Annotated in this window: 25 protein-coding genes and 1 riboswitch; of the genes, 4 read left to right on the top strand and 21 right to left on the bottom strand. The window is 33.8% G+C overall.

What is annotated here, in order from left to right; genetic code table 11:
- The first annotated feature begins 28 nt into the window (after positions 1 to 28).
- Positions 29 to 463, top strand: coding sequence for a hypothetical protein (locus ACE94K_RS02300; protein WP_378179385.1), 435 nt, complete (start codon positions 29 to 31; stop codon positions 461 to 463).
- Here ACE94K_RS02300 and moeB read toward each other — a convergent pair.
- From moeB to ACE94K_RS02350, 10 genes are all read right to left on the bottom strand, one after another.
- A complete protein-coding gene (gene moeB / locus ACE94K_RS02305) occupies positions 460 to 1,521 on the bottom strand; it encodes a molybdopterin-synthase adenylyltransferase MoeB (protein ID WP_378179388.1) in 1,062 nt (353 codons plus the stop codon). The genes ACE94K_RS02300 and moeB overlap by 4 nt on opposite strands.
- Positions 1,522 to 1,546: 25 nt before the next feature.
- The gene (gene thiH, locus ACE94K_RS02310) at positions 1,547 to 2,668 is read right to left on the bottom strand and encodes a 2-iminoacetate synthase ThiH (RefSeq protein WP_378179391.1); all 1,122 of its coding nucleotides are present in this window, start codon (positions 2,666 to 2,668) and stop codon (positions 1,547 to 1,549) included.
- Positions 2,661 to 3,431: a thiazole synthase gene (locus ACE94K_RS02315; protein ID WP_378179394.1), complete on the bottom strand. Its 771-nt coding sequence runs from the start codon at positions 3,429 to 3,431 to the stop codon at positions 2,661 to 2,663. The genes thiH and ACE94K_RS02315 overlap by 8 nt, the downstream gene beginning before the upstream one ends.
- A 7-nt stretch (positions 3,432 to 3,438) precedes the next feature.
- Positions 3,439 to 4,065: a thiamine phosphate synthase gene (locus ACE94K_RS02320; protein WP_378179397.1), complete on the bottom strand. Its 627-nt coding sequence runs from the start codon at positions 4,063 to 4,065 to the stop codon at positions 3,439 to 3,441.
- A 5-nt stretch (positions 4,066 to 4,070) separates the two neighbouring features.
- Positions 4,071 to 4,439, bottom strand: coding sequence for a four helix bundle protein (locus ACE94K_RS02325; RefSeq protein WP_378179400.1), 369 nt, complete (start codon positions 4,437 to 4,439; stop codon positions 4,071 to 4,073).
- Between the two features lie 37 nt (positions 4,440 to 4,476).
- Positions 4,477 to 5,232 carry a hydroxymethylpyrimidine/phosphomethylpyrimidine kinase gene (locus tag ACE94K_RS02330; RefSeq protein ID WP_378179403.1) on the bottom strand — a complete coding sequence of 252 codons (756 nt, stop codon included), beginning with the start codon at positions 5,230 to 5,232 and terminating at the stop codon, positions 4,477 to 4,479.
- A gap of 7 nt (positions 5,233 to 5,239) precedes the next feature.
- Entirely contained in the window at positions 5,240 to 5,848 is a 609-nt protein-coding gene (locus ACE94K_RS02335; protein ID WP_378179406.1) for a thiamine phosphate synthase, read from the bottom strand.
- A gap of 76 nt (positions 5,849 to 5,924) precedes the next feature.
- Positions 5,925 to 7,784 carry a phosphomethylpyrimidine synthase ThiC gene (gene thiC / locus ACE94K_RS02340; RefSeq protein WP_378179408.1) on the bottom strand — a complete coding sequence of 620 codons (1,860 nt, stop codon included), beginning with the start codon at positions 7,782 to 7,784 and terminating at the stop codon, positions 5,925 to 5,927.
- A gap of 46 nt (positions 7,785 to 7,830) precedes the next feature.
- Complete coding sequence (gene thiS, locus ACE94K_RS02345) at positions 7,831 to 8,031, bottom strand: sulfur carrier protein ThiS (RefSeq protein ID WP_378179411.1); 201 nt, start codon at positions 8,029 to 8,031, stop codon at positions 7,831 to 7,833.
- Positions 8,032 to 8,107: 76 nt separating this feature from the next.
- A riboswitch (TPP riboswitch) is annotated at positions 8,108 to 8,205 on the bottom strand.
- Between the two features lie 62 nt (positions 8,206 to 8,267).
- Positions 8,268 to 10,451, bottom strand: a complete 2,184-nt coding sequence (locus ACE94K_RS02350; RefSeq protein ID WP_378179414.1) for a TonB-dependent receptor — start codon at positions 10,449 to 10,451, stop codon at positions 8,268 to 8,270.
- A gap of 321 nt (positions 10,452 to 10,772) precedes the next feature.
- Between ACE94K_RS02350 and ACE94K_RS02355 the strand changes: the two genes are divergently transcribed.
- Positions 10,773 to 13,205, top strand: coding sequence for an ATP-binding protein (locus ACE94K_RS02355; RefSeq protein WP_378179417.1), 2,433 nt, complete (start codon positions 10,773 to 10,775; stop codon positions 13,203 to 13,205).
- Here the strand turns inward: ACE94K_RS02355 and ACE94K_RS02360 are convergent.
- From ACE94K_RS02360 to ACE94K_RS02395, 8 genes are all read right to left on the bottom strand, one after another.
- Entirely contained in the window at positions 13,202 to 14,557 is a 1,356-nt protein-coding gene (locus ACE94K_RS02360; protein WP_378179420.1) for a sigma-54-dependent transcriptional regulator, read from the bottom strand. The two genes, ACE94K_RS02355 and ACE94K_RS02360, sit on opposite strands and share 4 nt — an antisense overlap.
- A 184-nt stretch (positions 14,558 to 14,741) precedes the next feature.
- A complete protein-coding gene (locus ACE94K_RS02365) occupies positions 14,742 to 15,071 on the bottom strand; it encodes a hypothetical protein (protein ID WP_378179423.1) in 330 nt (109 codons plus the stop codon).
- Between the two features lie 198 nt (positions 15,072 to 15,269).
- Positions 15,270 to 15,671, bottom strand: a complete 402-nt coding sequence (gene arfB / locus ACE94K_RS02370; RefSeq protein ID WP_378179425.1) for an alternative ribosome rescue aminoacyl-tRNA hydrolase ArfB — start codon at positions 15,669 to 15,671, stop codon at positions 15,270 to 15,272.
- Positions 15,668 to 17,233 (bottom strand): DUF4301 family protein, encoded by a 1,566-nt coding sequence (locus ACE94K_RS02375; protein ID WP_378179428.1) that lies wholly within the window; start codon positions 17,231 to 17,233, stop codon positions 15,668 to 15,670. The genes arfB and ACE94K_RS02375 overlap by 4 nt, the downstream gene beginning before the upstream one ends.
- Entirely contained in the window at positions 17,230 to 17,799 is a 570-nt protein-coding gene (locus ACE94K_RS02380; protein ID WP_378179430.1) for an AAA family ATPase, read from the bottom strand. Before ACE94K_RS02380 ends, ACE94K_RS02375 begins: the two co-directional genes overlap by 4 nt.
- The gene (pnuC, locus tag ACE94K_RS02385) at positions 17,760 to 18,392 is read right to left on the bottom strand and encodes a nicotinamide riboside transporter PnuC (protein WP_378179433.1); all 633 of its coding nucleotides are present in this window, start codon (positions 18,390 to 18,392) and stop codon (positions 17,760 to 17,762) included. Before pnuC ends, ACE94K_RS02380 begins: the two co-directional genes overlap by 40 nt.
- Positions 18,376 to 18,636: a hypothetical protein gene (locus tag ACE94K_RS02390; RefSeq protein WP_378179436.1), complete on the bottom strand. Its 261-nt coding sequence runs from the start codon at positions 18,634 to 18,636 to the stop codon at positions 18,376 to 18,378. The genes pnuC and ACE94K_RS02390 overlap by 17 nt, the downstream gene beginning before the upstream one ends.
- A 28-nt stretch (positions 18,637 to 18,664) precedes the next feature.
- Positions 18,665 to 19,297: a 4'-phosphopantetheinyl transferase family protein gene (locus ACE94K_RS02395; protein WP_378179438.1), complete on the bottom strand. Its 633-nt coding sequence runs from the start codon at positions 19,295 to 19,297 to the stop codon at positions 18,665 to 18,667.
- 137 nt (positions 19,298 to 19,434) lie between these two features.
- Here ACE94K_RS02395 and ahcY point away from each other — a divergent pair, with 137 nt between their 5' ends.
- Positions 19,435 to 20,751, top strand: a complete 1,317-nt coding sequence (gene ahcY, locus ACE94K_RS02400) for an adenosylhomocysteinase (RefSeq protein ID WP_378179440.1) — start codon at positions 19,435 to 19,437, stop codon at positions 20,749 to 20,751.
- A 1,042-nt stretch (positions 20,752 to 21,793) separates the two neighbouring features.
- Here the strand turns inward: ahcY and rpmA are convergent.
- From rpmA to ACE94K_RS02415, 3 genes are all read right to left on the bottom strand, one after another.
- Positions 21,794 to 22,054, bottom strand: coding sequence for a 50S ribosomal protein L27 (gene rpmA, locus ACE94K_RS02405; RefSeq protein WP_378179443.1), 261 nt, complete (start codon positions 22,052 to 22,054; stop codon positions 21,794 to 21,796).
- A 43-nt stretch (positions 22,055 to 22,097) separates the two neighbouring features.
- Positions 22,098 to 22,796, bottom strand: a complete 699-nt coding sequence (rplU, locus tag ACE94K_RS02410; RefSeq protein ID WP_378179446.1) for a 50S ribosomal protein L21 — start codon at positions 22,794 to 22,796, stop codon at positions 22,098 to 22,100.
- Between the two features lie 97 nt (positions 22,797 to 22,893).
- A complete protein-coding gene (locus ACE94K_RS02415; RefSeq protein ID WP_378179449.1) occupies positions 22,894 to 23,367 on the bottom strand; it encodes a DUF4199 domain-containing protein in 474 nt (157 codons plus the stop codon).
- Positions 23,368 to 23,540: 173 nt separating this feature from the next.
- Here ACE94K_RS02415 and ACE94K_RS02420 point away from each other — a divergent pair, with 173 nt between their 5' ends.
- Entirely contained in the window at positions 23,541 to 24,866 is a 1,326-nt protein-coding gene (locus ACE94K_RS02420) for a M16 family metallopeptidase (protein WP_378179452.1), read from the top strand.
- The last annotated feature ends 15 nt before the right edge of the window (positions 24,867 to 24,881 follow it).

Below are 24,881 nucleotides of genomic sequence, written 5' to 3' on the forward strand. Positions count from 1 at the left end.
TATCTTTCTTATTAATAATTATAAAAAGATGAAAAAAATAATTGTATTAGTTTGCCTTTCTCTATGTATATTTTCTTGCAGTAGTGATGACGCGCGCTCAAACAACCCCAATCTCCCATCTATAAGTTTTAGTCATACGGTAAATTTAGATTTACCAGAATTTAATAGTCTTAAATTTCCTGGAAATTCTGAGGTTATCCGAATTGAAGGTGTCGGTATAAAAGGTGTGATTATCTATAATGTAGACAATACATTATATTCTGCTTTTGAATTAAGCGATCCCAATATAACCCCTAGTAGTTGCTCTGCACTTAGCGTAACAGGTATACGAGCAGAATCCAATTGTGGTAATGATAATGCTTATGAGATTGTTAGCGGGCAACAGTTAGAAGGAGAAGGCGGATACCCTCTTTTAAGGTACCGTATCGTAAGAGAAGGAAATACTTTGGTGATTTCTAATTAGAATGTTGATAAGCCATCTTTCAGATTGATCAGATGCAGATCATCTCTTTGCCTTAATATAGTTTCAATTGCGTTTTTACTTCTAACACCAGATTGACAGCAAACCACTATTGGTTTTTGATCATTTAACTCTGAAACCCTTTGCTGTAGTTTATCTAACGGTATTTGAATTCCACCAATGTTAAAACGATCTATTTCTTCCAAAGATCTAACATCTAGAATTTGATAATCCTCAAGATTTTGTTTTAATTCTGAAGCTGAAATTTCCTCAATAGTATTTGACTGAATGCCACAAAAAAAATCGTAGTTATCTTCTAATTGATGGATTTTAATATTTTCATTTTTTTCAAAACTTAGTACTTGCTGCTGTAAGGTTAGCGCATCAAAATAGAGTAGTTTTCCTCTTAACACTTCACCGATTTTAGTAATTATTTTAATAACTTCATTAGCCTGTAGACTCCCTATTATTCCGGGCAAAACACCTAGAACTCCTATATCAGAACAATTAGGTACGGCGTTAGGTGCCGGAGGATTAGGAAACAAACAACGATAGGTAGGTCCGTCTTTATAATTTAACACAGAGACTTGCCCTTGAAATTTAAATATAGAGCCAAATACTAATGGTTTATCAGTGATCACACACGCGTCGTTTACTAAATACCGAGTCGGAAAATTATCACTTCCGTCTACGATAATATCATATTCAGAAAAAAGTTCTAATGCATTATCCTTATCTAACTTCTCTTCATATGCTTTAAAAACCACAAATGGATTTAATCTGGATAATTTTTCTGAAGCTACCTTGGCCTTTGATTTTCCGATATCATCTACCGTATATAAAACTTGTCTTTGAAGATTTGTTTGATCAACAATATCATTATCTATAATCCCAATAATACCAACTCCGGCAGCGGTAAGATACTGTAAAACAGGACATCCCAAACCACCCGCTCCAACTACCAACACCTTAGCAAATTTTAGCTTGTACTGACCTTCTTCTCCTATTTTATTAAGAATTAGATGCCGATTATACTGTATTTTTTCTTCTTTGCTTAGCATACTATAGAACTAGGTTATAAAGATATTATATTTTATATTTCCAATTATGAGCCCAATCTTTCCAAACTACTTCCAAACCTTTAGACTTTAAAATCCTTACTACTTCTTCTGTAGAACGTTTATCAGAAATTTCAAACTGTTCTAGTGATTGAGATTCAACAGCATAACCTCCTGGATTAGTCTTAGATTCTGCGCTAATAGAAGTAATCCCTAGATTCACAATATTTTCTCGAAAAACTTCACTTTCTCTAGTGGACATAGATAACTCTACATCCTCATCCAATAAACGGAATGCACAGATTAACTGTACTAAATCAGCATCTGTCATTTCAACTTTGGGTTCTAATCCGCCACTATGAGGTCTCAACCTGGGAAATGATATAGAATATTTCGTTCTCCAATAGGTCTTCTGTAAATATTGTAAATGTAATGCGGTAAAAAAACTATCCGCTCTCCAATCTTCTAAACCAAATAAAGCACCCAGACCTATTTTATGTATACCGGCTTGCCCTAATCTATCTGGAGTTTCTAATCGATAATCAAAATTCGATTTCTTTCCTTTTGGATGGTGCTTTTTATATTCACCCTTATGATACGTTTCTTGATATACTAAAACCGCATATAATCCACTATCAATCAACAACTCATAATCTTCTTGATCTAAGGGCTGCACCTCTATGGTAACATTAGCAAATTTAGAGTGTATTAATTTTATCGCATTATTAAAATAATCTACTCCAACAGTTTTATTGGCTTCTCCAGTAACTAAAAGAATGTGGTCATAGCCTTTGGATTTCAAAAAAGCTACCTCTTTAAGTATTTCTTCATTGGTTAAAGTTCTGCGTGGAATTTTATTAGTCATACTAAACCCACAATACGTACAAATATTTTGACATTCGTTACTTAGATACATGGGTGCATACATCTGTATCGTATTTCCGAACCGTTTCTTTGTAACCTGATAACTCAATTGTGCCATTTTCTCCAAATATGGTTTAGCCGCTGGAGAAATTAAAGCCTTAAAATCTTCTATATCTCTTTTAGAAGTGTTCAATGCTCTTTGTACATCATGATATGTTTTACCTAGAATATCAGACAATATATTATCCCAATCATATTGGTCAAATATGTGTTTAAAACTAGTCATTCAAAAAACTTGTTAAAGGACTACTAGCTTCCGCATATTTTTTGATAGGAGCTAATTTAGCAGTATATGCTAACCTACCAGCTTTAACCGACATTTTAAAAGCTCTAGCCATCATTATTGGGTCTTCTGAAACAGCAATAGCGGTATTTACTAAAACTGCATCAGCACCGATTTCCATTGCATGAGCTGCATGAGATGGACTACCTATGCCGGCGTCCACTATTACCGGAACGGTACTCTGATCTATAATTATTTCTAAAAAATCCAATGTCTTTAATCCTTTATTACTTCCTATTGGTGCCCCTAGGGGCATTACACATTGCGTACCTACTTCTTCTAATCGTTTACATAAAACGGGGTCTGCGTGTATATATGGCATCACAACAAACCCAAGTCTTACGAGATCTTCTGCCGCTTTTAAAGTCTCGATAGCATCAGGCAATAAATACTTTGGATCCGGATGAATCTCTAATTTAATCCAATTAGTTTCTAGAGCTTCTCTAGCCAATTGAGCAGCAAAAACCGCTTCTTTAGCATCTCTAACTCCAGAGGTATTTGGTAATAAATTAATTCTTGGATGATCCAGATGAGTTAGCATATCATCATCGTTGCTAGTAATATCAACACGTTTTAGCGCAACTGTTATTAACTCACTCTCAGATGCAACTAATGCTTCTCTCATCTGAGTAGATGAACTAAATTTCCCTGTACCGGTAAACAACCTAGATGAAAACTCTTTGTCTGCAATTTTTAATATATCCATTGTATGTTTAGCTATCGGTTATAGCCATTAGCTTTTTTATGTTTTTTATTCTTTCTTCTAAATCAACTTGTTTTGTAAGCATTCCTGAGACAGCAATCCCGTTTACACCAGTAGCCAAAATTTGACTTATATCATTCTGCTCAACACCTCCAATTGCAACTATTGGGATATTATCATCATTCAATTCTGAAATAATTTTTTGATATCCTTCTAATCCAAGTATCGGACTTAACTTTTTTTTGGTATTGGTATGTCTAAAAGGCCCCAGCCCTATATAATCCACTCCATCTTCCTTATGTTTTATACAATCTTGTAATGTATTAGCTGTACCCCCTATAATAAAATTATCTCCTAAAATAGTTCTTGCCTCTTGGGGATTCATATCTTCTAATCCCAAATGCACACCATCAGCTTGAGAAGCTTTTGCAATACTTACACTATCATTAACAATCATAATAGCTCCATATTGATCACAGATTTCCCTACATTTTAAAGCCGTATTTAATACCGTAGCAAGATCCATATCTTTAATACGTAATTGTACCCATCGAACACCAGCCTTACATGCTTCACCAATATGTTGTAAATGTTCTTGTGGAGATGTTCCTTGTGATATGTATTGTAATCCAGTCATAAGAATTAAGGAGTGATGGAGTTAAGAATAGTTTTACAATATGAGTTCAATAATTTACTTACTCCAATTAAAAGATTCATTTCCTTAGAAATTTCATTTTTATAGTGGAGATCTCTAGTTAGAATTAGATAATAACGACACTCTTCTAGAGAACCTTGGGCGATATTAAAAAACCTCAACTTATCCTTTTTCCCCTTCTTCTTATAGCCTTCAGCAATATTTGCAGGAATTGAAACAGAAGCCCTTCTGAATTGATTAGTCAAACCATAAGTTTCAGACTTAGGAAAAACATTTGTGAGTTTATATGTTTCTAAAACAAACTCGTGAGCCTTTTGCCAAACTATTAGATTTTCAAATGATGTTGATTTATTCATTCTAATTAACTTCTATATTTTTCTAACTACTTAACTACTATATTCTATGAAAGCCTAATAAGCTACTATTAGAACTCAATACTTTTTCGGTATACCGTTTTCCTCTAAAACAGGATTTTAATAACGAAAAACCTTGAGACAAATACGCTGTGATAGCCGATGATAACACACAACCACTTCCGTGTTTTTCAGTCATGTTTTTGTTTTTAGGGTTTAACACAAAGCGCGCTCCTTGTTTGATAAACAATTCATCTTTTCCAAGCATTTCTTCTCGATGACCTCCTTTCAGTAATACATTCGTTTTATTAGAAATATGTTGTATCGTTTCTTCAATAGTTTTATCAGGATAAAAAGCCTTAATTTCACTATAATTTGGAGTCAAAAAATATATTTTATCTAATATCTCTTCGAATTCAGGGGTTACAATTGAAAGCTCATGAAAATCATAAGCAGAACTGGATTTTAAAACTGGATCTAACACAATTTTCATATTACTATTCTTTTCTAAAAGAAAGTCAATAATAACAAGAAGTACTTTCCAATTTTGGATAATCCCGATTTTTACATAATCAACCTTAAATCTTTTCAATAAAACTTCTATCTGATCCTTTATAATTTGTTCTTCGATCCAATGACATACCTCAAAATCTTTGTCATTCTGAATAGTATTTGCCGTACAAACCGCTATTCCATAACACTTTAAAGCTTCAAAAGTTTTAATATCCGCCGTTAATCCCGCTCCAGAGGATGGATCAAAACCTGCTATCGTGAGTACGTTGGGGCGATTTTGCATATAGAATCTAAATCCTGTTTATTAACACTATATTATTTGCTTCCTGTATTTTAGAAAAACTATTTATTGGATCTTCAGTATTCCAAATACCACCTAAAACACCAACTCCTTTAAATCCTAAATCATAGGTTTTTTGTAAGGTAGTTTCATTTATTCCTCCCATTCCGATAATGGTATGATTCAAGTCATTTACATCAAAACCTTTCCCTTGATAACCTGCTTTAGAAATTGATCCAAAAACCGGACTTAACAACACATATTCGAAATCTGCTTTACACGATTCAATATCCTCTTTTGAATGGAAAGAACTTGTAACAGAAAACCCTTTATTATTATAAATCTTAACAGTAACTTCTAATGCATCTTCTAGATCAATACGTGCTTGTTCTTGTAAATGAATCCCTCTTAGTTTATATTCTTGAGTAAGCTCAGGAAACTGATGCGTCATTATTCTATTATGATATTTAACCTCTATTAAATCTAACAAAGATCGATATCCATCGATCGTAAAAGTCGGTTTACGAAGATGTAATATTTCTAAACCAGCTTTAAATAATTGATTAATCTGATTGGCTTCGTTAGGAATTGGTTTTTCTGATGTTAATACTATAATCATCTTTTTGGTGTCAGGTAATTGGATATCAAGCATTGAGTATTATAATTACAGAAACTCAATGCCCGACAACTTATACTTATAGATATACTTCGCTTCCCTTTTCTTTAAACTCCTCTGCTTTCTCCTGCATTCCTTCTTCTAGAGCTTTTTGATCATCAATTTCTTTTTGAGCAGCATAGTCACGAACTTCTTGTGATATTTTCATCGAACAAAATTTTGGACCACACATACTACAGAAATGTGCAATTTTTGCTCCTTCTGCCGGTAATGTTTCATCATGATATTCTCTTGCTCTTTCAGGGTCCAACGCTAAATTGAATTGATCTTCCCAACGGAATTCAAATCGAGCTTTACTCAATGCGTCATCCCTATGTTGTGCTCCCGGATGTCCTTTTGCCAAATCAGCAGCATGAGCAGCTAATTTGTAGGTTATTACTCCAATACGTACATCTTCTTTATTGGGTAAGCCTAAATGTTCTTTTGGAGTTACGTAACATAACATCGCTGTCCCATACCAACCGATCATTGCAGCCCCAATTCCTGATGTAATATGGTCGTATCCTGGAGCAATATCTGTTGTTAAAGGTCCTAACGTATAAAAAGGTGCTTCTCCACAAGCTTCTAATTGCTTATCCATATTAACTTTGATCATATGCATCGGTACATGTCCTGGTCCTTCTATAAAAGTCTGCACATCGTGTTTCCAGGCTATCTTGGTCAATTCACCTAGCGTTTCCAATTCCGCAAATTGTGCTTCGTCATTAGCATCAGCTATACTCCCTGGACGTAAACCATCTCCCAACGAAAATGCCACATCGTAAGATTTCATAATCTCACAGATTTCTTCGAAGTGTGTATAGAGGAAACTTTCTTTATGATGTGCTAAACACCATTTTGCCATAATTGAACCTCCGCGAGAAACAATCCCTGTAACTCTTTTTGCTGTCATTGGGACATATGCTAAGCGAACACCTGCATGTATCGTAAAATAATCTACTCCTTGTTCTGCCTGCTCAATCAAAGTATCTCTAAAAATTTCCCAGGTAAGGTCTTCTGCTTTTCCATTTACCTTTTCCAAAGCTTGATAAATTGGCACTGTACCAATTGGCACTGGAGAATTACGAACAATCCATTCTCGCGTTTCGTGAATATTCTGTCCTGTAGAAAGGTCCATAATATTATCTGCTCCCCAACGACATGCCCAAACTGCTTTTTCTACTTCTTCTTCTATACTAGAAGTTGTAGCAGAATTACCAATATTCGCATTGATTTTTACCAAAAAGTTCCTCCCTAAAATCATAGGTTCTGCTTCCGGGTGATTTATGTTAGACGGAATTACTGCTCTTCCTCTGGCTACTTCTTCCCTTACAAACTCTGCGGTAATTTTTTTTGGGATACTTGCTCCAAAATCCTGACCGGGATGTTGATTAGCTATTCTGGTAGCTTCTTCAATTTTTTGATTTTCTCGAATAGCAACATATTCCATTTCGGGAGTTATGATTCCTTGCTTCGCATAATACATTTGGGAAACATTCTTTCCTGCTTTTGCTCTCTTAGGCTTTCTTAAATGGTTAAACCTAAGATGATCTAAACTTGCATCATTTAGACGTTGATTACAATATTCTGAAGAAAAATTATCCAATTCTTCTACATCACCACGATCCAAAATCCATTGCTCTCTAATACGCTCAATCCCTTCGAGCACATTAATTTCTTTGCTCGGATCAGTATATGGACCACTGGTATCATATACTACTACTGATTCATTGGGCGTTTTCTTACGAGTCATCGAATCTACGGTATCGCTTAACTCTATTTCTCGCATAGCCACTTTAATCTTTGGATGGATATTTCCGTTCACATAGATTTTTTTGGAATTAGGAAACGGAGTTGTGGTAATTTTCCCTTCTTGTGGTGCTGTATCTTTTTTCTTCATAAATATGTCTGTTTAGCTCTTAGTAGCGGTCTAGTTTCTGTTTCATTTATCCTCCTTGAGTAGCTTGTATTATGGTAATATTATCTTGTACTTGAATAAGGGTTTGGCTCCACCTACTTTTGGTAATGATTTCATTATTAATAGCAATAGCAATTCCCTCTTTAGAAACACCTAACTGTTCTAACAGCGATATTATTGAACTATTTTCTGAAACAATTTGCTCTTGATTATTAACGTTTATGGTCATTTTTAAAATTTAAAATCCATAAACTTTAGGTAAAACCTATTTGAGAAGAAAAATCAAATTCTTACGTCTTACATGAGAAATGATATTAACTTTTCCCTTCGTCAGTATTAACTGCATCAGGTTCAAAGGGTATTTCTCAGACTCCTTCTTACGGAGACACCCCTAAAGTTTATTTTATAAAAATACTAAAACCCAGAAAACTATACTAAGCAATAAAAATTTTCTGGGTTTTAGGATTAAAATTTTAATGTTGCTCCAACCAGGAAGTTAATTCCAGCCTGTGGATAAAACCCAGCTCCCTCTACAGTCGTTACGGTTCCCGGATTAGAAAAATCATCGTCAAAAGTGAAGAAATAACCATTTGACACATATTCTGCATCAAAAATATTATTCACTAACCCCGTTAATACCATAGATTTAAAAACAGGAATGTTTTTAATTTCATAAACAACATTTAGATCATTGATAAAAAAGCTATCCAGTTTAGACGTTTCACTATCTATATTACCCATATATTGCTCTCCAACAAATTTAGAAAGAAATCCAAGTTGAAGATTTTTAACTGGCTGATAGATAAACATATTTCCTGCTACCACATTTGGTGAGTAAGAGATGTTTGTATTTCCTAAATTCACTAAACTACCGTCTCTGGATGTTACAAAATCCTTGTTTCTATTGGTACTAATAGCAATATTAGGTTTAACAATAAACTTATCTCCAATAGTGATATCGGCGTCAATTTCAATACCAAGACGATAACTTTCTCCGCTAGTTGCTCTTATGGGTGCTCCAACATCATCTAATGCCCCGGTAAGTACTAATTGATCTTTATACCACATATAGTACAGGTTGGCGTTTATAATAGTTCTCTTTTTATTAAATCTCCAACCTAATTCTATATCATTCAGCTTTTCTGCAGTATTGATACCGTTTTCGAAATCACTTCTTCTTGGCTCTCTATTTGCTCGTGCGTAGGACGCATATAACTGATTAGAATTATTGATTTGGTAGGTTGCGCCTAATTTTGGGTTAAAAAAATCATAGTTCTCATCAACTTCCAGAGGAACTCTATCTGAGGTTAATCCAGAAGTCTCATATCCAACAAAACGACCTTGTAAATCAATAAAGGCACTCCATTTATCATTCACTCTGTAAGTGGTTTTTCCGAAAATAGTGAATTCATTTTTCTTTCCGTTACCGAAATAATAATGATCTCTTATTTCAGATCCTCCAGCATTTTGTGCCCAAATTACCTCTCCGAAATGATCCCCATTATAGAAACTATAAAAAGCACCAAAATCAATATCCAGATTACTGTTTCTATAATTTGCCGTAGCGTTAATAACATAAAAATCATTATCTAACCACCTACGGCGAATTAAATCTGTAGTATTGATGGTTTCTCCACCTAAAACGATCGGTGTAAAATCATAATCCGCAAAATCTTCATCTTCTTTATACTGTTCAAAAAAGCCTCTTCCATAGGTATAATTAAGTCCTAGATTTGTAGACCAGTGATTATTATATTTTTGGTTCCAGTGTAACTGATAATGATCCTGCTTATAATTATCTACTTCATTATCATAAAAACGAGTATTTCCATCCTCATCCGTATATTGGCCTGCAGGATTAAATGTACGATCTGTTTCTAAGGTTTCCTGATCTATACCGAACCAAGATTGATAGGTGATTTCATGCCCCCCAAAGGTCACTGCCTTAATCAAAGTATTATCATCTACATATGAACCTTGTAAGAAATAAGACTTTAGATCAGAGGATGCTCTGTCGATATACCCATCGGAAGCAATTGCAGATAAACGACCCGCGATTTCAATATGATCATTCAATAATCCTGTACTAAATTTTAGGTTATGTCTTCTTGTACCGAAAGATCCAAATGAGTTAGAAATTTCACCATTTGCCTTTTCAGAAACGGCATCAGTCAATAAATTCAGACTCGCTCCAAACGCCCCAGAACCATTGGTAGAGGTTCCTACTCCTCTCTGAAGTTGTAAATTTTCTATCGAGGAAGCAAAATCCGGTAGGTTTACCCAGAATGTACCCTGACTTTCTGCATCGTTAAATGGGATTCCGTTTAAGGTCACATTCACTCTGGAAGCATCACTACCACGAACCCGGATATAAGTGTATCCTACTCCGGCTCCTGCATCAGTAGTGGTAACAACCCCCGGTAAATAATTCAATAAAACCGGAATGTCCTGACCCAGATTTCGGGTTGCTAATTCCTCTTTTGACACGTTAGAGTGCGTAATTGGAGAATCAGCATCTACTCGCACAGATTTTACTAAAACTTCGTCTAATTTTTCGATTCCGGCACTTATGGAATCCTTTTGCTTTTCCTGAGCAATTACTTGAAAGCTCAAGAATAAAATGGCAAGATAAAATAATACGTTTTTCATTCGTAAAGTAATTACGAATAAAAGGGGTAATTATTCTAAGGTTAAAAATTAAATTGATTAAAAATTGTACTAACTATACAATACTATTCATTTTCCCTATAAAACTAACGGATCTTAAAAAATCCATTCGTTTTTGGTTGTCCCTTGGCAGCATTACCTGCCCAGGTTCGTCGGGTATGATCTCAGCTTCTTCTTGAAAAATTACTTTCAGGATTCGGCACCCCTTTGAGATTTTGCCGCAAAAATACTACGTTTAATTGATTTATCGTAACTTTATTAGAGTAAAAAACAATGCTTCTGTTTTTTTGAAGTTAATATAGTATGAAAAACACTAAACGTTCCATTACGCTAAAAATAATTGCAGGTTACACACTAGCAATTTTGCTCGCAATTATTGCTTTTTGGGTCATTTACAGACAGTTTGGTAATTACTCAGAAATTACTAAAATTAAAAATGATAATAATGAAAAACTGGTGTTGGTTGGAGAAGCTATTACTGGTTTATATGAAGCCGAAAGTTTGACTAGAAATATCATTCAAACTTCGGATACCGAAAAATTTGAAGCGTACAAAACAAAGATTGATTCTATCATTACTACTATTGACCAAGTTGGGAAAATGTCTTTTGATAAAGTTCAATCCAACAAAGTAGACAGCATCAAAGCGCTTATCGATAGTAAAAACAGAAACTTTGAAAAACTTATCGCCATATATGAGCAACGAAAACAAAAAGGATTAAAAGAAAATGTAATAGATCAGCTCAAAAAATCAAGCAAAGAATACGGTAATTATCTTGACTTAGATAAGCGAATTAAAGATTATAATCCAGCTACAAAAAGACTAATAAAAAATTTACTGAATTGGTCAAAAAAAGATAACGAAGAACGTTTAACCAGTCAAACCTTAGATTCTGTTGCTAATCACTTTTATAGGGTACTTATTGAGGTAGAAGAAAAGGAAAGAAGATACGAACGGCAAATTACTGCCCGAGAAAACAAATTATTAAAAAACGATCAGATAATTACCAGACAACTACGTGATCTTATGGCTGCTATAGAAGATAGTGAAAGAAAGGAATACGTAGCAAAAATGGAGCGATCTAATAAGATCCTAGATAAAACCGCTAATTTCATTATTATCATCACCGCTATTAGTTTGCTTATAGCCATATTATTTCTGTTTTTAATTACTAAGGACGTATCAAAAAGTCAGAAATACAGAAATGAATTAGAAGCAGAAAAAATCTACAAAGAATCCCTTTTGAAGACAAGAGAGTCACTAATAAATACAGTTACACACGATCTTCGTTCTCCATTGAACACAGTGATAGGATACTCTGATTTGTTAGAAAAAACCGGTTTAAATAACAAACAAAAGCATTACTTAGATCATCTCAAAAAATCATCAGACTATATTCTTCATTTAGTAAATGATCTTTTGGATTTATCCAAATTAGAAGCAGGTAGAATGGTTATCGAAGAATTACCTTTTTCTCCTAAGAAACTAATTGAAAACACGATTAGTAGTATTATTCCTGTAAATGATAATAAGAACTTAGAAATTACCATAAATTCAGATAATGAGCTCAACAAGCAATACTTGGGAGATCCATTTAGATTAAAGCAGATACTCACCAATTTACTTAATAACGCTTATAAATTCACAGATGCCGGATCGATATCTATTGAAAGTAAAATCACGCAAAATGGACTTGCCGAAAAAGAACTTGTTATTTCTGTTATCGACACAGGTATTGGAATATCCAAAGAGCAACAAAAACACATATTTGAAGAATTCTCTCAAGGAGATGATGACACCGAAAAAAAATATGGTGGTTTTGGTTTAGGATTGGCTATTACTAAAAAAATAATCGAACTCCTTAACGGTAGGATCAAACTGGAAAGTGAACCCGAAAAGGGTAGTAATTTTACCTTTTGTATTCCTATTAAGCTGGCTAAAACTCAAATTTATGAGGAAGAAAGCGAACCCATAAAAATTCAACATTTTAATAATAAAAGGGTCCTTATTGTAGATGATGATCTTAGCCAATTAGATTTAACCAGTGAAGTAGTATCTTTAATTGGTTTATCTTATGACATCTGTGAAAATGGTTTAGATGCATTAGAACTTTTCAAGAAAAATCAATACGATCTTATTCTTACAGATATCCAAATGCCAAAAATGGATGGTTTTGAACTTCTAAAAACTATCAAAAGCCAACCTGAATACAAGAATTTGCCAATTATTGCTTTATCCGGGAGAACAGATACCACGTTGTCAGAATATGAAGAAGCTGGTTTCTCTGGAAGCCTTCGTAAACCATATGCGCCACAAGCCTTAATCGAATTGATCGCAAATGTCTTAAAAATTGATACGGTAGATCTTGATTATGAAAATTCGAAACCTGAACAAGAAGAAAATGCAAATTATTCTTTAAGTGATTTGATGCTTTTTGCGCAAGGAGATTCCGAATCGCTTTATGCCATTTTAGAGACCTTTTGCAATAGTACAATTAACCACGTCAAAGAGCTAAAACTTGCTGTAGGTGAACAAAAGGTTGAACAAATTAAAAAATTGGCCCATAAAATGTTACCGATGTTTAAACAATTAAAGGCTAAAGAAATTGTACCTATTTTAGATACGCTAGAACACCAGGATAATTATGAATTGGATATAGATGAAATACTTTCGCTTACCGAAGAAGCAATACGTAAAATAGAAGATTTAATTGATGAATTAAAAGTCAAACATTAAAGACTTATATCGTATTGTTTTAGTTTGTTATAGAGTGTTTTTCTATCTATATCCAACATACGTGCAGCCTTGGCTTTATTACCATTGGCTTTTTCTAAAGCATCCAAAATTAGTTCCTGCTCATTTTGATTCTTAAATAGTCCGTAGGTTTGTTTAGCATGATGCGAGGCATAGGCAACATCATTTGGTAATACATCTAAGGTGATCATATCCTTTTGAGAAAGTAATACTGATCTTTTTACAATATTTTTTAATTCCCTCAGATTACCGGGCCAATCATATTTCTTAAACGCCTCTAACACTTCATCTGCAAAACCAACAACATGTTTATCCAGCTCGTTATTTGACTCCTCTAGAAAATAATTAGCAAACAACATTAGGTCTTCAATTCTGTCTTTTAATGGAGGAACTTTGATAGAAAACTCATTTAATCTATGATATAAATCCTCTCTAAATTCTCCTTCTTTTACAGCATTACTCAAGTCTTCATTCGTAGCTGCAATTACTCTTATATCAACTTCTATTTCCTTATTGCTACCTACAGGTTTGATTTTTCGCTCTTGAAGTGCCCTAAGCAACTGAACCTGCAACTCATAACTAAGATTTCCTATCTCATCTAAAAAGAGAGTTCCACCGTTTGCAGCTTCAAAATGACCAATCTTATCATTTACTGCTCCGGTAAAGGATCCCTTTATATGTCCAAAAAATTCACTTGATGCAATTTCTTTAGGAATTGCTCCACAATCCACAGGTACAAAGGGTTTATCGGCCCTTTTACTCGCTTTATGAATACTGCTTGCCACATATTCTTTTCCAGTACCGCTATCTCCAATAACCAAAACCGACATTCGAGTAGGTGCAACCAGTGCAACATATTCATTCAATTTTTTTGAAGCATCACTTATTCCTTTAACAAACGAACTATTTGTAGAAATAATTACTTCATCTTCTCCTTTCTCTTCTCGACGTTCAGCAGATTTTGTTTCTGGAGTGTCGGCATTAAGAGCATTTTCGATAATTTGAAGTATTTTATCCGGGTTAAATGGCTTAGACACATAATCAAATGCCCCTTGTTTGATCGCACTAACCGCCATGTTGATCTCTGCGTAACCCGTCATAATGATAACTTGAGTTTTAGGGTTTTTTGCTCTGATATCATCTAATAATGTAATACCATCTCGGTCAGGTAATCTTACATCGGTAAGTACAATATCAAACGCCTGTTCCTGAATTTGTAAAACAGCTTCATTGCCAGAGAATGAAGTAGACACCACATATCCTTTTTTTTGCAAAAAAGTTTTGAGCATTGTACAAAAGGCTACATCATCTTCAACTATCAGTAATTTTGACATATTGATATCATTAAATTCTAAATGTATTACATAAAATTAAACATTAAAAACATTTAATTCTTCTCTAACATCAAAGAAACGTAAAAAATAAAAAAGAGACCCTTGGGATTGGGTCTCTTTTTAGCACTAAACAACTTTATATCGTCTTTTGGTTGCAAAACGATATCCTTTTCTACCCCTAGATTTAAGATTTGTCGTCTGGCTTTATCCATTCGCCATTAGCGCTTGCAAATACAACTTTTGTGTAGTTATCTTTACCTTTTAGAATAATTTTATAAGTATTATCCTTTGAAATATATGCTTTGTAAATACGTAAGTTCTCAAAATCTTTTGCAGCAGCATCCTGTACAGTCATAGGTAGCTCCACAACTTCTATTTCAGTATACTCTTGCAACTCATATTCATAATCCATGAATTCCCATCCGTCATTCTCAGCTAACTCGTCTTGTGCTACCACTCCTTGTGCTGATATAATACTAACTACTATAGCGATGATCATTTGTAAATTTTTCATTTGATTATAATTGTAAATACTTGCTTTACACTTATGTAGATAGGAATAATTGTTCCAAAAAATAAAATCATCAAAAAAAAACATAAATAACTGTTTTACAGTGTTTTATGTATTATATCAAAATCTAAAAAATCGTAGAAATTTGTAGAATCCACATAAAAGTGTAGAAATTTTACACATTTTTATAAGAGGAAACGGCTATAGTAGTGGATTTTTTCGATTAGCTTTTTTCAAAGACAGTCTTTTTTTGTTTTCTAGTCTTTTTTTAATGGAAGCTCTGGAACGTTTAGAAGTTTTTCTTGATTTTGGAATATACAAACTAGCTTTCAAAATATCAAAAAATCGATTGATCACCAATTCTTTATTTCTATGTTGACTTCTGGTATCACCACATTGCAGAATTAAATCTCCTGATTTGGTAATTCTTGAAGCTAACTTATTAGTAATTCGTAATTTTTCATCATCAGTAACTCCTTCAGAGTTCATTATATTAAAACTCAATTCTACCTTAGAAGATACTTTATTGACGTGCTGACCTCCAGCACCCGAACTTCGAATCCCTTTGAACTTTAACTCTTTTAATATTATTGAAGTGTTCACGAAAATAATTTTACCTGATGTGCAGACTTCAACAAATCATTAACTGTTTTTACTGGATTAAATGTTGTCAATGGTACCTCTACAAAAACACTGATCCAATTTGCCATTGCGCCATTCCATAATCCCGGCAGTTCTAACGCTTTCAACATTTGGCCATTTAAAGATTTTGTGGTTATAAAACCTGCTTCGGGATCAACATAATCAAGTAAATTAAACTTATTGCCTTTGTAGTCCCGAACACCACAAACTAAATCCACCGGATTAAAATGAGTAGCACTTTTTAAAATTTCCCGTTGTCTGGTATCTTTTATATTAATCTGTGGTGCCTCTATAATTTGTAGTACTAATCTTCCGTTTTCCTTCTTAATCCAAAAAGGTCCACCACCAGGTTCTCCTTCATTAATTACCATTCCGCATACTCTAATTGGTCTGTTTAATGACTCTTTTAGAAACTGAAGCTTATATTTTTCTGAGAATTTATCAAAATCTAAAGGTAATCTTACATTAAGTTGTTGTACCAAAAACTTCTTGATATCCTTAAGCTCTGCTTCTGCAGGCACTTTTTGATCGATCGAATTAAGTATTCTAAAAACTTCATCCTGAATTTCTATCAACTTACCTGCCAGCACTTTTTTATATCCAGAAACTTCATCTTGATATTTTCGAACTACAACATTATCAATGTTTTTGATGTAAATAATATCTGCATCAAGATCATTTAGATTTTCAATCAAGGCCCCGTGACCACCAGGCCTAAACAATATGGAACCATCCTCTGTTCTAAACGGTTCATTATTTTTATCAACTGCAATCGTATCTGTTTCTGATTTTTGAAACGAATATGTAATTATAAAATTGGTATCTGTTTCTGCTTCTACTTTTTTCTTTATCCTTTCAAATTCATCTTTGAACGCGTCCAGATGTTCCTTAGAAATCGTAAAATGTAATTTGGAATCTCTATTAGCATTTTTATTATAACCAGCGGCTTCAAACAAATGTTCTTCAAAAGAAGTTGATATACTATTTGCGTATTTATGAAAAGGTAATAATCCTTTTGGATAAGCTCCAAAATTCAAACCTTTTTCCTTTAACATCATTTCTATAAAAATATAAAGTTGTCTTCCTTCTGATAAAGATTCAAAGTTAGGATAAGCGCTTTTTATCCTTTGCATTACAATATGATAAAAAGGAAATTTTTCTAAGCCTATTAAAAAAAGACGTATAGCGGTTGCTTTTTCGTGATTGGTATAAGAGTTAAGGCTTTCTTTTTCGTACTCATAATTATCCAAAAACTTGAACAATTCCTTGAACATTCTTGTAGCAGCTCCAGAAGCTGGTACAAACTTAATGGTTTCTAGGTCAGAAGATCTTGACTCATATAACTTGGTTAACTCGGTTTGATAATGCTCAGAGAATTTTAATACTCCATTATTTAACGTAGCTGCACTTCTTAAGGCTACGAAGGGAATTTCATTTTTAAAAGTCTCAATTTGAGCTAGTACTTTTTCAACTGTTAAACCTTTAGATGTTATGAGTTTAATATCTTTATCAGTAATATTCACTTTCGTTGTTTTATTAGTTGATCAATGATTTCTTTTGCTTTTTCGAAACGAGATGTCTTATCACCTCTTAAAATACTATAATTACACTTATTTTTTTCCAAAGATTCTTTGAAACGCACAAACATTTCTTCTCTCTGATTTGGTTTATCCCTCAAGTCATCTGGAACCCAAGGTGTGTCAATATAAGTCAAAAGATACAAATCATATGTGTTTTCTAATGAAAATCTACGTATCGTTTCAGGAACAGAGCCTTGATAATAAGCTTCAGAATATACTACGAGTTCCAGTAAATTCGTGTCGCAAAAAACTATGTTATTCTCCTGATTGCTTATCTCATTTTCTAATTTCATTTGTCCTTCAGCAATTGGCAGTAAATCTTCATAACTACACACTTCCTTAATAGTATCCCATTTTTTCTGGAGATATTCTCTCATGTATTCAGGTACCCAAGAAGCATCATAGTATTGCGCCAATTGTTTAGACAACGTAGTTTTACCAGTTGATTCTGGTCCAAACAGCACTATTTTTATGCAGTCACAAGCATCTTGTCTAAGCTTTTCTTCCATGCTAAATACCCTTGTATTGCTAAAATTGTAAAAATTAAATATTGAAAACTAGAAAAGGTAAACCCTTTATAAAAGTATAAGGGAACAGAAATAATGTCTCCTATTATCCAAAAGATCCAATTTTCAATTTTTCTTTTAGCCATCAACCACATACCTACAAAAAATATAGCTGTAGTCAATGTATCTACATAAGCTGTCCAATCATTCCACTTATCAAACGTTTTATAAACAAAATAGACAAACACCAATGTAGACACAAAAATGACTATTTCAGTCATTTTTTCCTTCGTATTGGTTCTGGAAATAGGAGTTGTATGCGTATCATCAACCTTTCTGGTCCATACATACCAGCCATGTATACTCATTATAAAATAATATGCATTGATCATCATATCTCCTAACAAGGACCATTTTAGAAGTAAATACACGTAGATCGATGTACTTACCAGACCTGTTGGATACACCCAAATTTTATTAAACCAAGCAAAAAAAACACTTGCCACACCAAAGATAACCGCAATGACTTCTAGAGAAATATCCAAGGTAGAATATTCCGCATATTGCCCAAAGAAAAATTCAAAAATTTGGTTCATAATCGCTTCGGTTACTTTTTACCATTTTCATATATACCAAAACATGCTCCATATCTCCAAAAGCCATTTTAATTTCATCAGTTAGAAATGGCATCAGCTTATCGTATTCTCCATATACCTGAGTACTTAGAGGATTTTCTAAGACGGTAAATTCAGAAGCTCTCAAATTCTTTATGAATCGAATGATATGTTGTTCGAAATCATTTTGAAGTGGTGTAAGTGTTAATTCAATTGATACTTGCATTGGTAAAAAATTAATAGAATACTAAATATTAGAGATATGGCAAAGCATAAACACAGGTAAAACCTTCAAATTCTAAAAATGTGATATCATAATGACTCACTTTTTCTTGATGATGAATGCTTCCGGCAGTGAAGGGCATATTGAGATCAAATGGCATAATATGGATATGTTGTTCAAAACTCAACCCTGCCGTACCGTACAATTTGTACAATGACTCCTTTGCTCCCCAAATAACAGTAAGCACGCGTACCTTTTCTTCTTGATGTTGGTCTACAAATTTTTGCTCTGACGCTACAAATTTGTGGGCAATCCTAAGAATTTTATCACGTTGCTTTTCTATATCAATTCCAACAAGCTTATCACTAATAACAACCCCAGCGTACTCATAAGAATGTGTTATTGAGACTTGCTTTCCGTCTTTTAGATGTGGTTTCCCAAAATCATCATAGTATAAATCATGATCAGTATACCCAAAAATTGCCAATAAATGTCGCACACTCATAAATCCTCTCTTATGCAAATCTGATTTCATATTGTCTACTCTTTTTTGACAATGATCTGTTAGTTCAATTCCATCAGACAGCTCCTCAAAAGACTCTTCTATCTTCCAAATCAATATATTAGTACTTTGATCTACTGTTATACTTTTGTAAAGAGGCATACGAATTCTTAAAGTTATTATGTACCTTTGCAAACTGAAAATCAGGAATTGGTATCTTGATTTTCAGGAAACGAATTTAGAATAATTTAGTGCGAAATACTAGCATTATTGCACTTCATAAACATAAAACAGATACTATGAGTACCAAAACAGTACCTTATGTTCCTTACAAAGTGAAAGACATTTCATTAGCTGCATGGGGAAGAAAAGAAATTGAACTAGCTGAAGCTGAAATGCCAGGTTTAATGTCCTTAAGAGAAGAGTATAAGGATGAACAACCCCTAAAAGGAGCTCGAATAGCAGGTTGTCTTCACATGACCATTCAGACCGCAGTATTAATTGAAACTTTACAGGCTCTTGGTGCAGAGGTTACCTGGAGTTCTTGCAATATCTTCTCTACACAAGATCAAGCCGCAGCTGCAATTGCTGAAGCTGGAATACCAGTATATGCTTGGAAAGGGATGAATGAAGAAGAATTTGATTGGTGTATTGAACAAACTTTATTCTTTGGAGAGGATCGCAAACCTTTAAATATGATACTTGATGATGGTGGAGATTTAACTAATATGGTTTTAGATCGTTACCCAGAACTTGCTGAAGGAATCAAAGGTTTATCAGAAGAAACTACAACAGGTGTTCACCGTCTATACGAAAGAGTAAAAAATGGAACCTTACCAATGCCTGCCATTAATGTAAACGATTCTGTTACTAAATCTAAATTTGACAATAAATACGGATGTAAAGAAAGTGCTGTAGATGCCATTCGTCGTGCAACAGATATTATGTTAGCTGGAAAACGAGTAACTGTTTGTGGCTATGGTGATGTTGGTAAAGGTACTGCGGCTTCTTTTAAAGGTGCTGGTAGCATCGTAACAGTAACTGAAATTGATCCTATTTGTGCGTTACAAGCTGCTATGGATGGTTTTGAAGTAAAGAAATTAGAAACCGTTATTGGAAATAGTGACATCGTTATCACAACTACAGGAAATAAGGATATTGTACAAGGACATCATTTTGAAGCTTTAAAAGACAAAGCGATTGTTTGTAACATCGGGCATTTTGATAATGAAATCGATATGGCTTGGTTAAACAAAAACCACGGACATACAAAAGATACGATCAAACCTCAGGTAGATAAATACAACATAAACGGAAATGATATCATCATTCTTGCCGAAGGTCGTTTAGTAAATTTAGGATGTGCAACTGGTCATCCAAGTTTTGTAATGAGTAATTCTTTTACAAACCAGACGTTGGCACAAATCGAACTTTGGAAAAACAGCGACAAATACAAAAATGAGGTATATATGCTACCAAAACATTTAGATGAGAAAGTAGCAAAATTACACTTAGCTAAGATCGGAGTTGAATTAACAGAACTTCGTACTGATCAAGCAGAATATATCGGTGTAACGGTAGAAGGACCTTTTAAACCTGAACACTACAGATACTAAAATAGAACGCGATGCTTCTAGAATTTTAGACCGCTTCGCTTTTAGGACATAAATAGAACCCTTGCTAAATTTTTAGTAAGGGTTTGTTTTTTGACCAATTTCCTCTTTCTAAAAATGTAACTTATCCACACAGGATCATTTTTTGGAATACAATCGACTGGCGATCCACAAACTCGCAATTCGCAGCATTCATATTATTTAACAAATCCGATATTCCTTCTAACTCTTTAATCGTGATTTGCTTTCTTTTGATAGGGATTGTTCCTCTTCTTTAATTCTCTCTACGTTTCTACAATTATTGCCTCTGTTACAATAATGACTTCCAGACAATCCTATTTTGTAATTTCTTGTCCAATATCTCCTAAACTTATTAGGATACAAAAAGAGCAAAACATAAAAACGGATCTCTGAAATTTTCACACTTTTATTTAGTATTGATAGTTAAGGATCATAAGTTTATACAATTTTCTTCATCTATTCCATTATAAAATTATTTATGATGTTCTGTTTTACAACTTCTATCATTTCTGGACAAGGCAGTGATCGTATTGTCAGAAATATCTAAAAACAATTTGCAGTAATTTGTGAATTGAGAAGTAAAGACTTTTCTTATGAAGAAAGAAATTCCTTTTTTATGCGAAGATCTAGGTATCGAAAGTTTATTGCTATATTATCATCTTGGTAGTATCCTAAAACTTATAATTCTTTCTTAACATTAGGGAACATCGCACAATCAATGACAGTTATTAAATATAGGATGAAATCATATTGTTTTATTTCACTGAAGAAAATATAGCCAATAATATTTCAATATATGATAATTAAAAGGGTTCTCTATTAGATAAGCATGGAAAATTGGAGTGCTACAATTGTAATAATATTTAACCTATTAAATGTCTTACAAAAACATATAGCAATTTCGATATACACGAGTCTCAAGAAAGATCCCTGCTCATTGCTCCTTTAAAAACATTTACAAAAAAACCCTTTTCAAATGTATCATCTGAAAAGGGTCTCATATTTATTACAAAGGAAAATATCCTTATGCTTCAAAAGGAACTACTGAAACATAAGATTTATTATCTTTTTTCTTCGTGAACTTAACTACTCCGTCTATTCTAGCGTGTAGTGTGTGATCTTTACCGGCGTAAACATTCTCACCTGGTTTATGCGCTGTACCTCTTTGTCTTACAATGATGTTACCAGCGATAGCAGCTTGTCCACCAAAAATCTTAACACCTAGACGTTTCGATTCTGATTCTCTACCATTCTTAGAACTACCAACTCCTTTTTTATGAGCCATTTTCTTAAGGTTTTATCTGTTAAACTTCAAATTAGATGAGCAATTAAGCTTTACCTCCATCTAATTCGTCTTGCCATTTCTTTAATTCGTCCCACTTACCTTCTGCAGCAAGTTTTGCCTGTGCAGGCCAAGTGTCTGTAACGTGATTTCCACGCACGTCTGCAATGATTTCTGCAATTTTAGAAGCGTCTGTCTTTGCTAACTCAGCATATGTACTGATCCCAGCTTCTACTAACGTAGATGCAATTTTAGGCCCAATACCTTCAATCTTCTTAAGATCATCAGCCTTTGCTGTTTTCTTAGGAGCTGCTTTCTTTGGTGCTTCTGCTTTCTTAGTCTCCTTTCTAGGAGCAGCTTTAGCTTCTACTTTCTTTTCAGCTTTTGGCGCTTCTTTCTTAGTCTCTTTTTTAGGAGCAGCTTTTTTAGCTCCAGAGGCTACAATACTTTCGATTACGATTTCAGTAAGAGATTGACGATGACCGTTTTTAACTCGGTATCCTTTACGTCTCTTTTTCTTGAAAACGATAACTTTATCACCTTTTAGGTGTCTTGTGATTTTTGCTCCTACCTGAGCTCCATCTATAGCCGGGGCGCCTAAAGTAACTTTATCTCCGTCTGCAGTAAGTAGAACTTTATCAAAAGATACTTGATCTCCTTCTTCTCCTGCTAAACGATGAACAAAAACTTTTTGGTCTTTCGCAACTTTAAATTGCTGCCCTGCTATCTCTACAATTGCGTACATAGCGTAACGTTTAATTAATTTTTATATCTAAAGAACATTGCTTATTCTAAAATAAGCGGGTGCAAATATACTCCTAATTAATTAAACAACAAATAATTTACGCTTTTATGGTGTGTGAATTATGATTTTTTTTTGTATTCCAGCTGTCTTTAAATAATTGCATAAAAGATAAGGTGAGTACAAAGGTTGTTGCAAAGCCCATTATTGCTGCAACAAACACTACAATACCAACACCTACGTGATAATGTGAACTCCAGTTAGCAAGCATTTCCGGAAGAAAACTAGTATTGATATTCGTAACGTAAACAGCAAAGAAAACCGTAAAAATAAGAGTAGCGTTAAATCCGGTGAACAGTCCAGCCATAAAACCCTTTTGATACTCAAAAGCACTACCTTTTTCAAACTTATAGTCTTTCATGGCTTTATATAACCCAAAGGCTACTATGATTCCATTGCCCAGACTAAAAATAGGATTCGTTTGTACACCGATTAGTGATAAAAGTAAAAAATACGCAATCAGTCCAGCTGCGATTAAAATACCGTATTTTACGGGAATTGTTGACTTTTTCATAGTTTGATCTGTTTTGTATTCACAAGGAATTTATGGATTATTGACGGCTTTTTGGCTTAAAGAACTGTTAATTTATTAAGATTAAGCAACTTAAGACATCTCAATTCTTTCTAGCTAAAATCGTAACAAAACACGATCTTTGCACACAAATCTGATAAATAAAATTATTACTAATGAAAAATAAACTTTACACAATCGCTTGTGGACTATTCATGATAATTTCTACTAGTGCACAAGAAGTAGAATTTACAGAATACGACCTGGATAATGGTCTGCACGTAATTCTACATCAAGAAAACAAAGCTCCTGTGGTTACTGTTGGAGTAATGTATCACGTAGGGGCAAAAGACGAAGAACCGGGAAGAACAGGTTTTGCTCACTTTTTTGAACATCTCTTATTCGAAGGAACAAAAAATATCGAAAGAGGAAAATGGTTTGATATTGTTTCTGCAAATGGCGGTAGAAATAATGCAAACACAACTCAGGACAGAACCTATTATTATGAAACCTTACCTTCTAATAATCTTGAATTGGCATTATGGATGGAATCAGAACGTATGTTACACCCTGTGATTAATAAAATCGGTGTCGATACTCAGAATGAAGTTGTAAAAGAAGAAAAAAGGCAACGTATTGACAATGCTCCTTATGGGAAAATTATTTACAGAACAGGTATTAACAAATATATCTTTAAAAAACATCCATATGGACAATCTGTTATAGGAAGTATGGAAGATCTTGATGCTGCAAAACTTGATGAGTTCATCGCATTCAATCAAAAGTACTACAACCCAAACAACGCTACTTTGGTTGTAGCAGGTGATATCAACATTGAGGATACCAAAAAAATGATTTCGGATTATTTTGGACCCATTAAAAATAATGGAGAAAAAACAATAAGAAAGGTGATCCAAGAGGATCCGATTACTACAGAAATTAAAGCGACCGAAACAGATGCCAACATCCAGATCCCTGCAAAAGTTTTGGTGTACAGAACTCCTAAACAAACAGAAAAAGATGCGTATGTCCTAAATTATATTTCTGCTATCCTAACTGGAGGAAATAGTTCCAGAATGCAGAAGAATATGGTAGAAGATAAAAAAATGGCATTACAAGTAATTGCATTTACCGATGCTCAGGAAGATTATGGAACGTATATCATGGGTGCGCTTCCACTAGGAAATGTTGGTTTAGACAAACTTCAGGCAGAAATGGATGCTGAAATTGAAAAACTTCAAAACGAATTGATTACCGAAAGAGAGTTTAAAAAACTTCAAAATCAGTTTGAAAATCAGTTTGTAAATTCAAATTCAAGTATAGAAGGTATTGCCAATTCTCTTGCTAGATACAATATGTTATACGACGACACCAGTCTTATCAACAAAGAAATTGAAATCTACAGATCCATTACCAGAGAAGACATCCAGAATGTTGCAAAAAAATATCTGAACAAAAATCAAAGACTTAACCTTGACTATTTACCTGAGTCAAGCAAATAATATAAATGAATATCA

It is taken from the genome of Aquimarina besae (assembly GCF_042434905.1).
GTDB lineage: Bacteria > Bacteroidota > Bacteroidia > Flavobacteriales > Flavobacteriaceae > Aquimarina.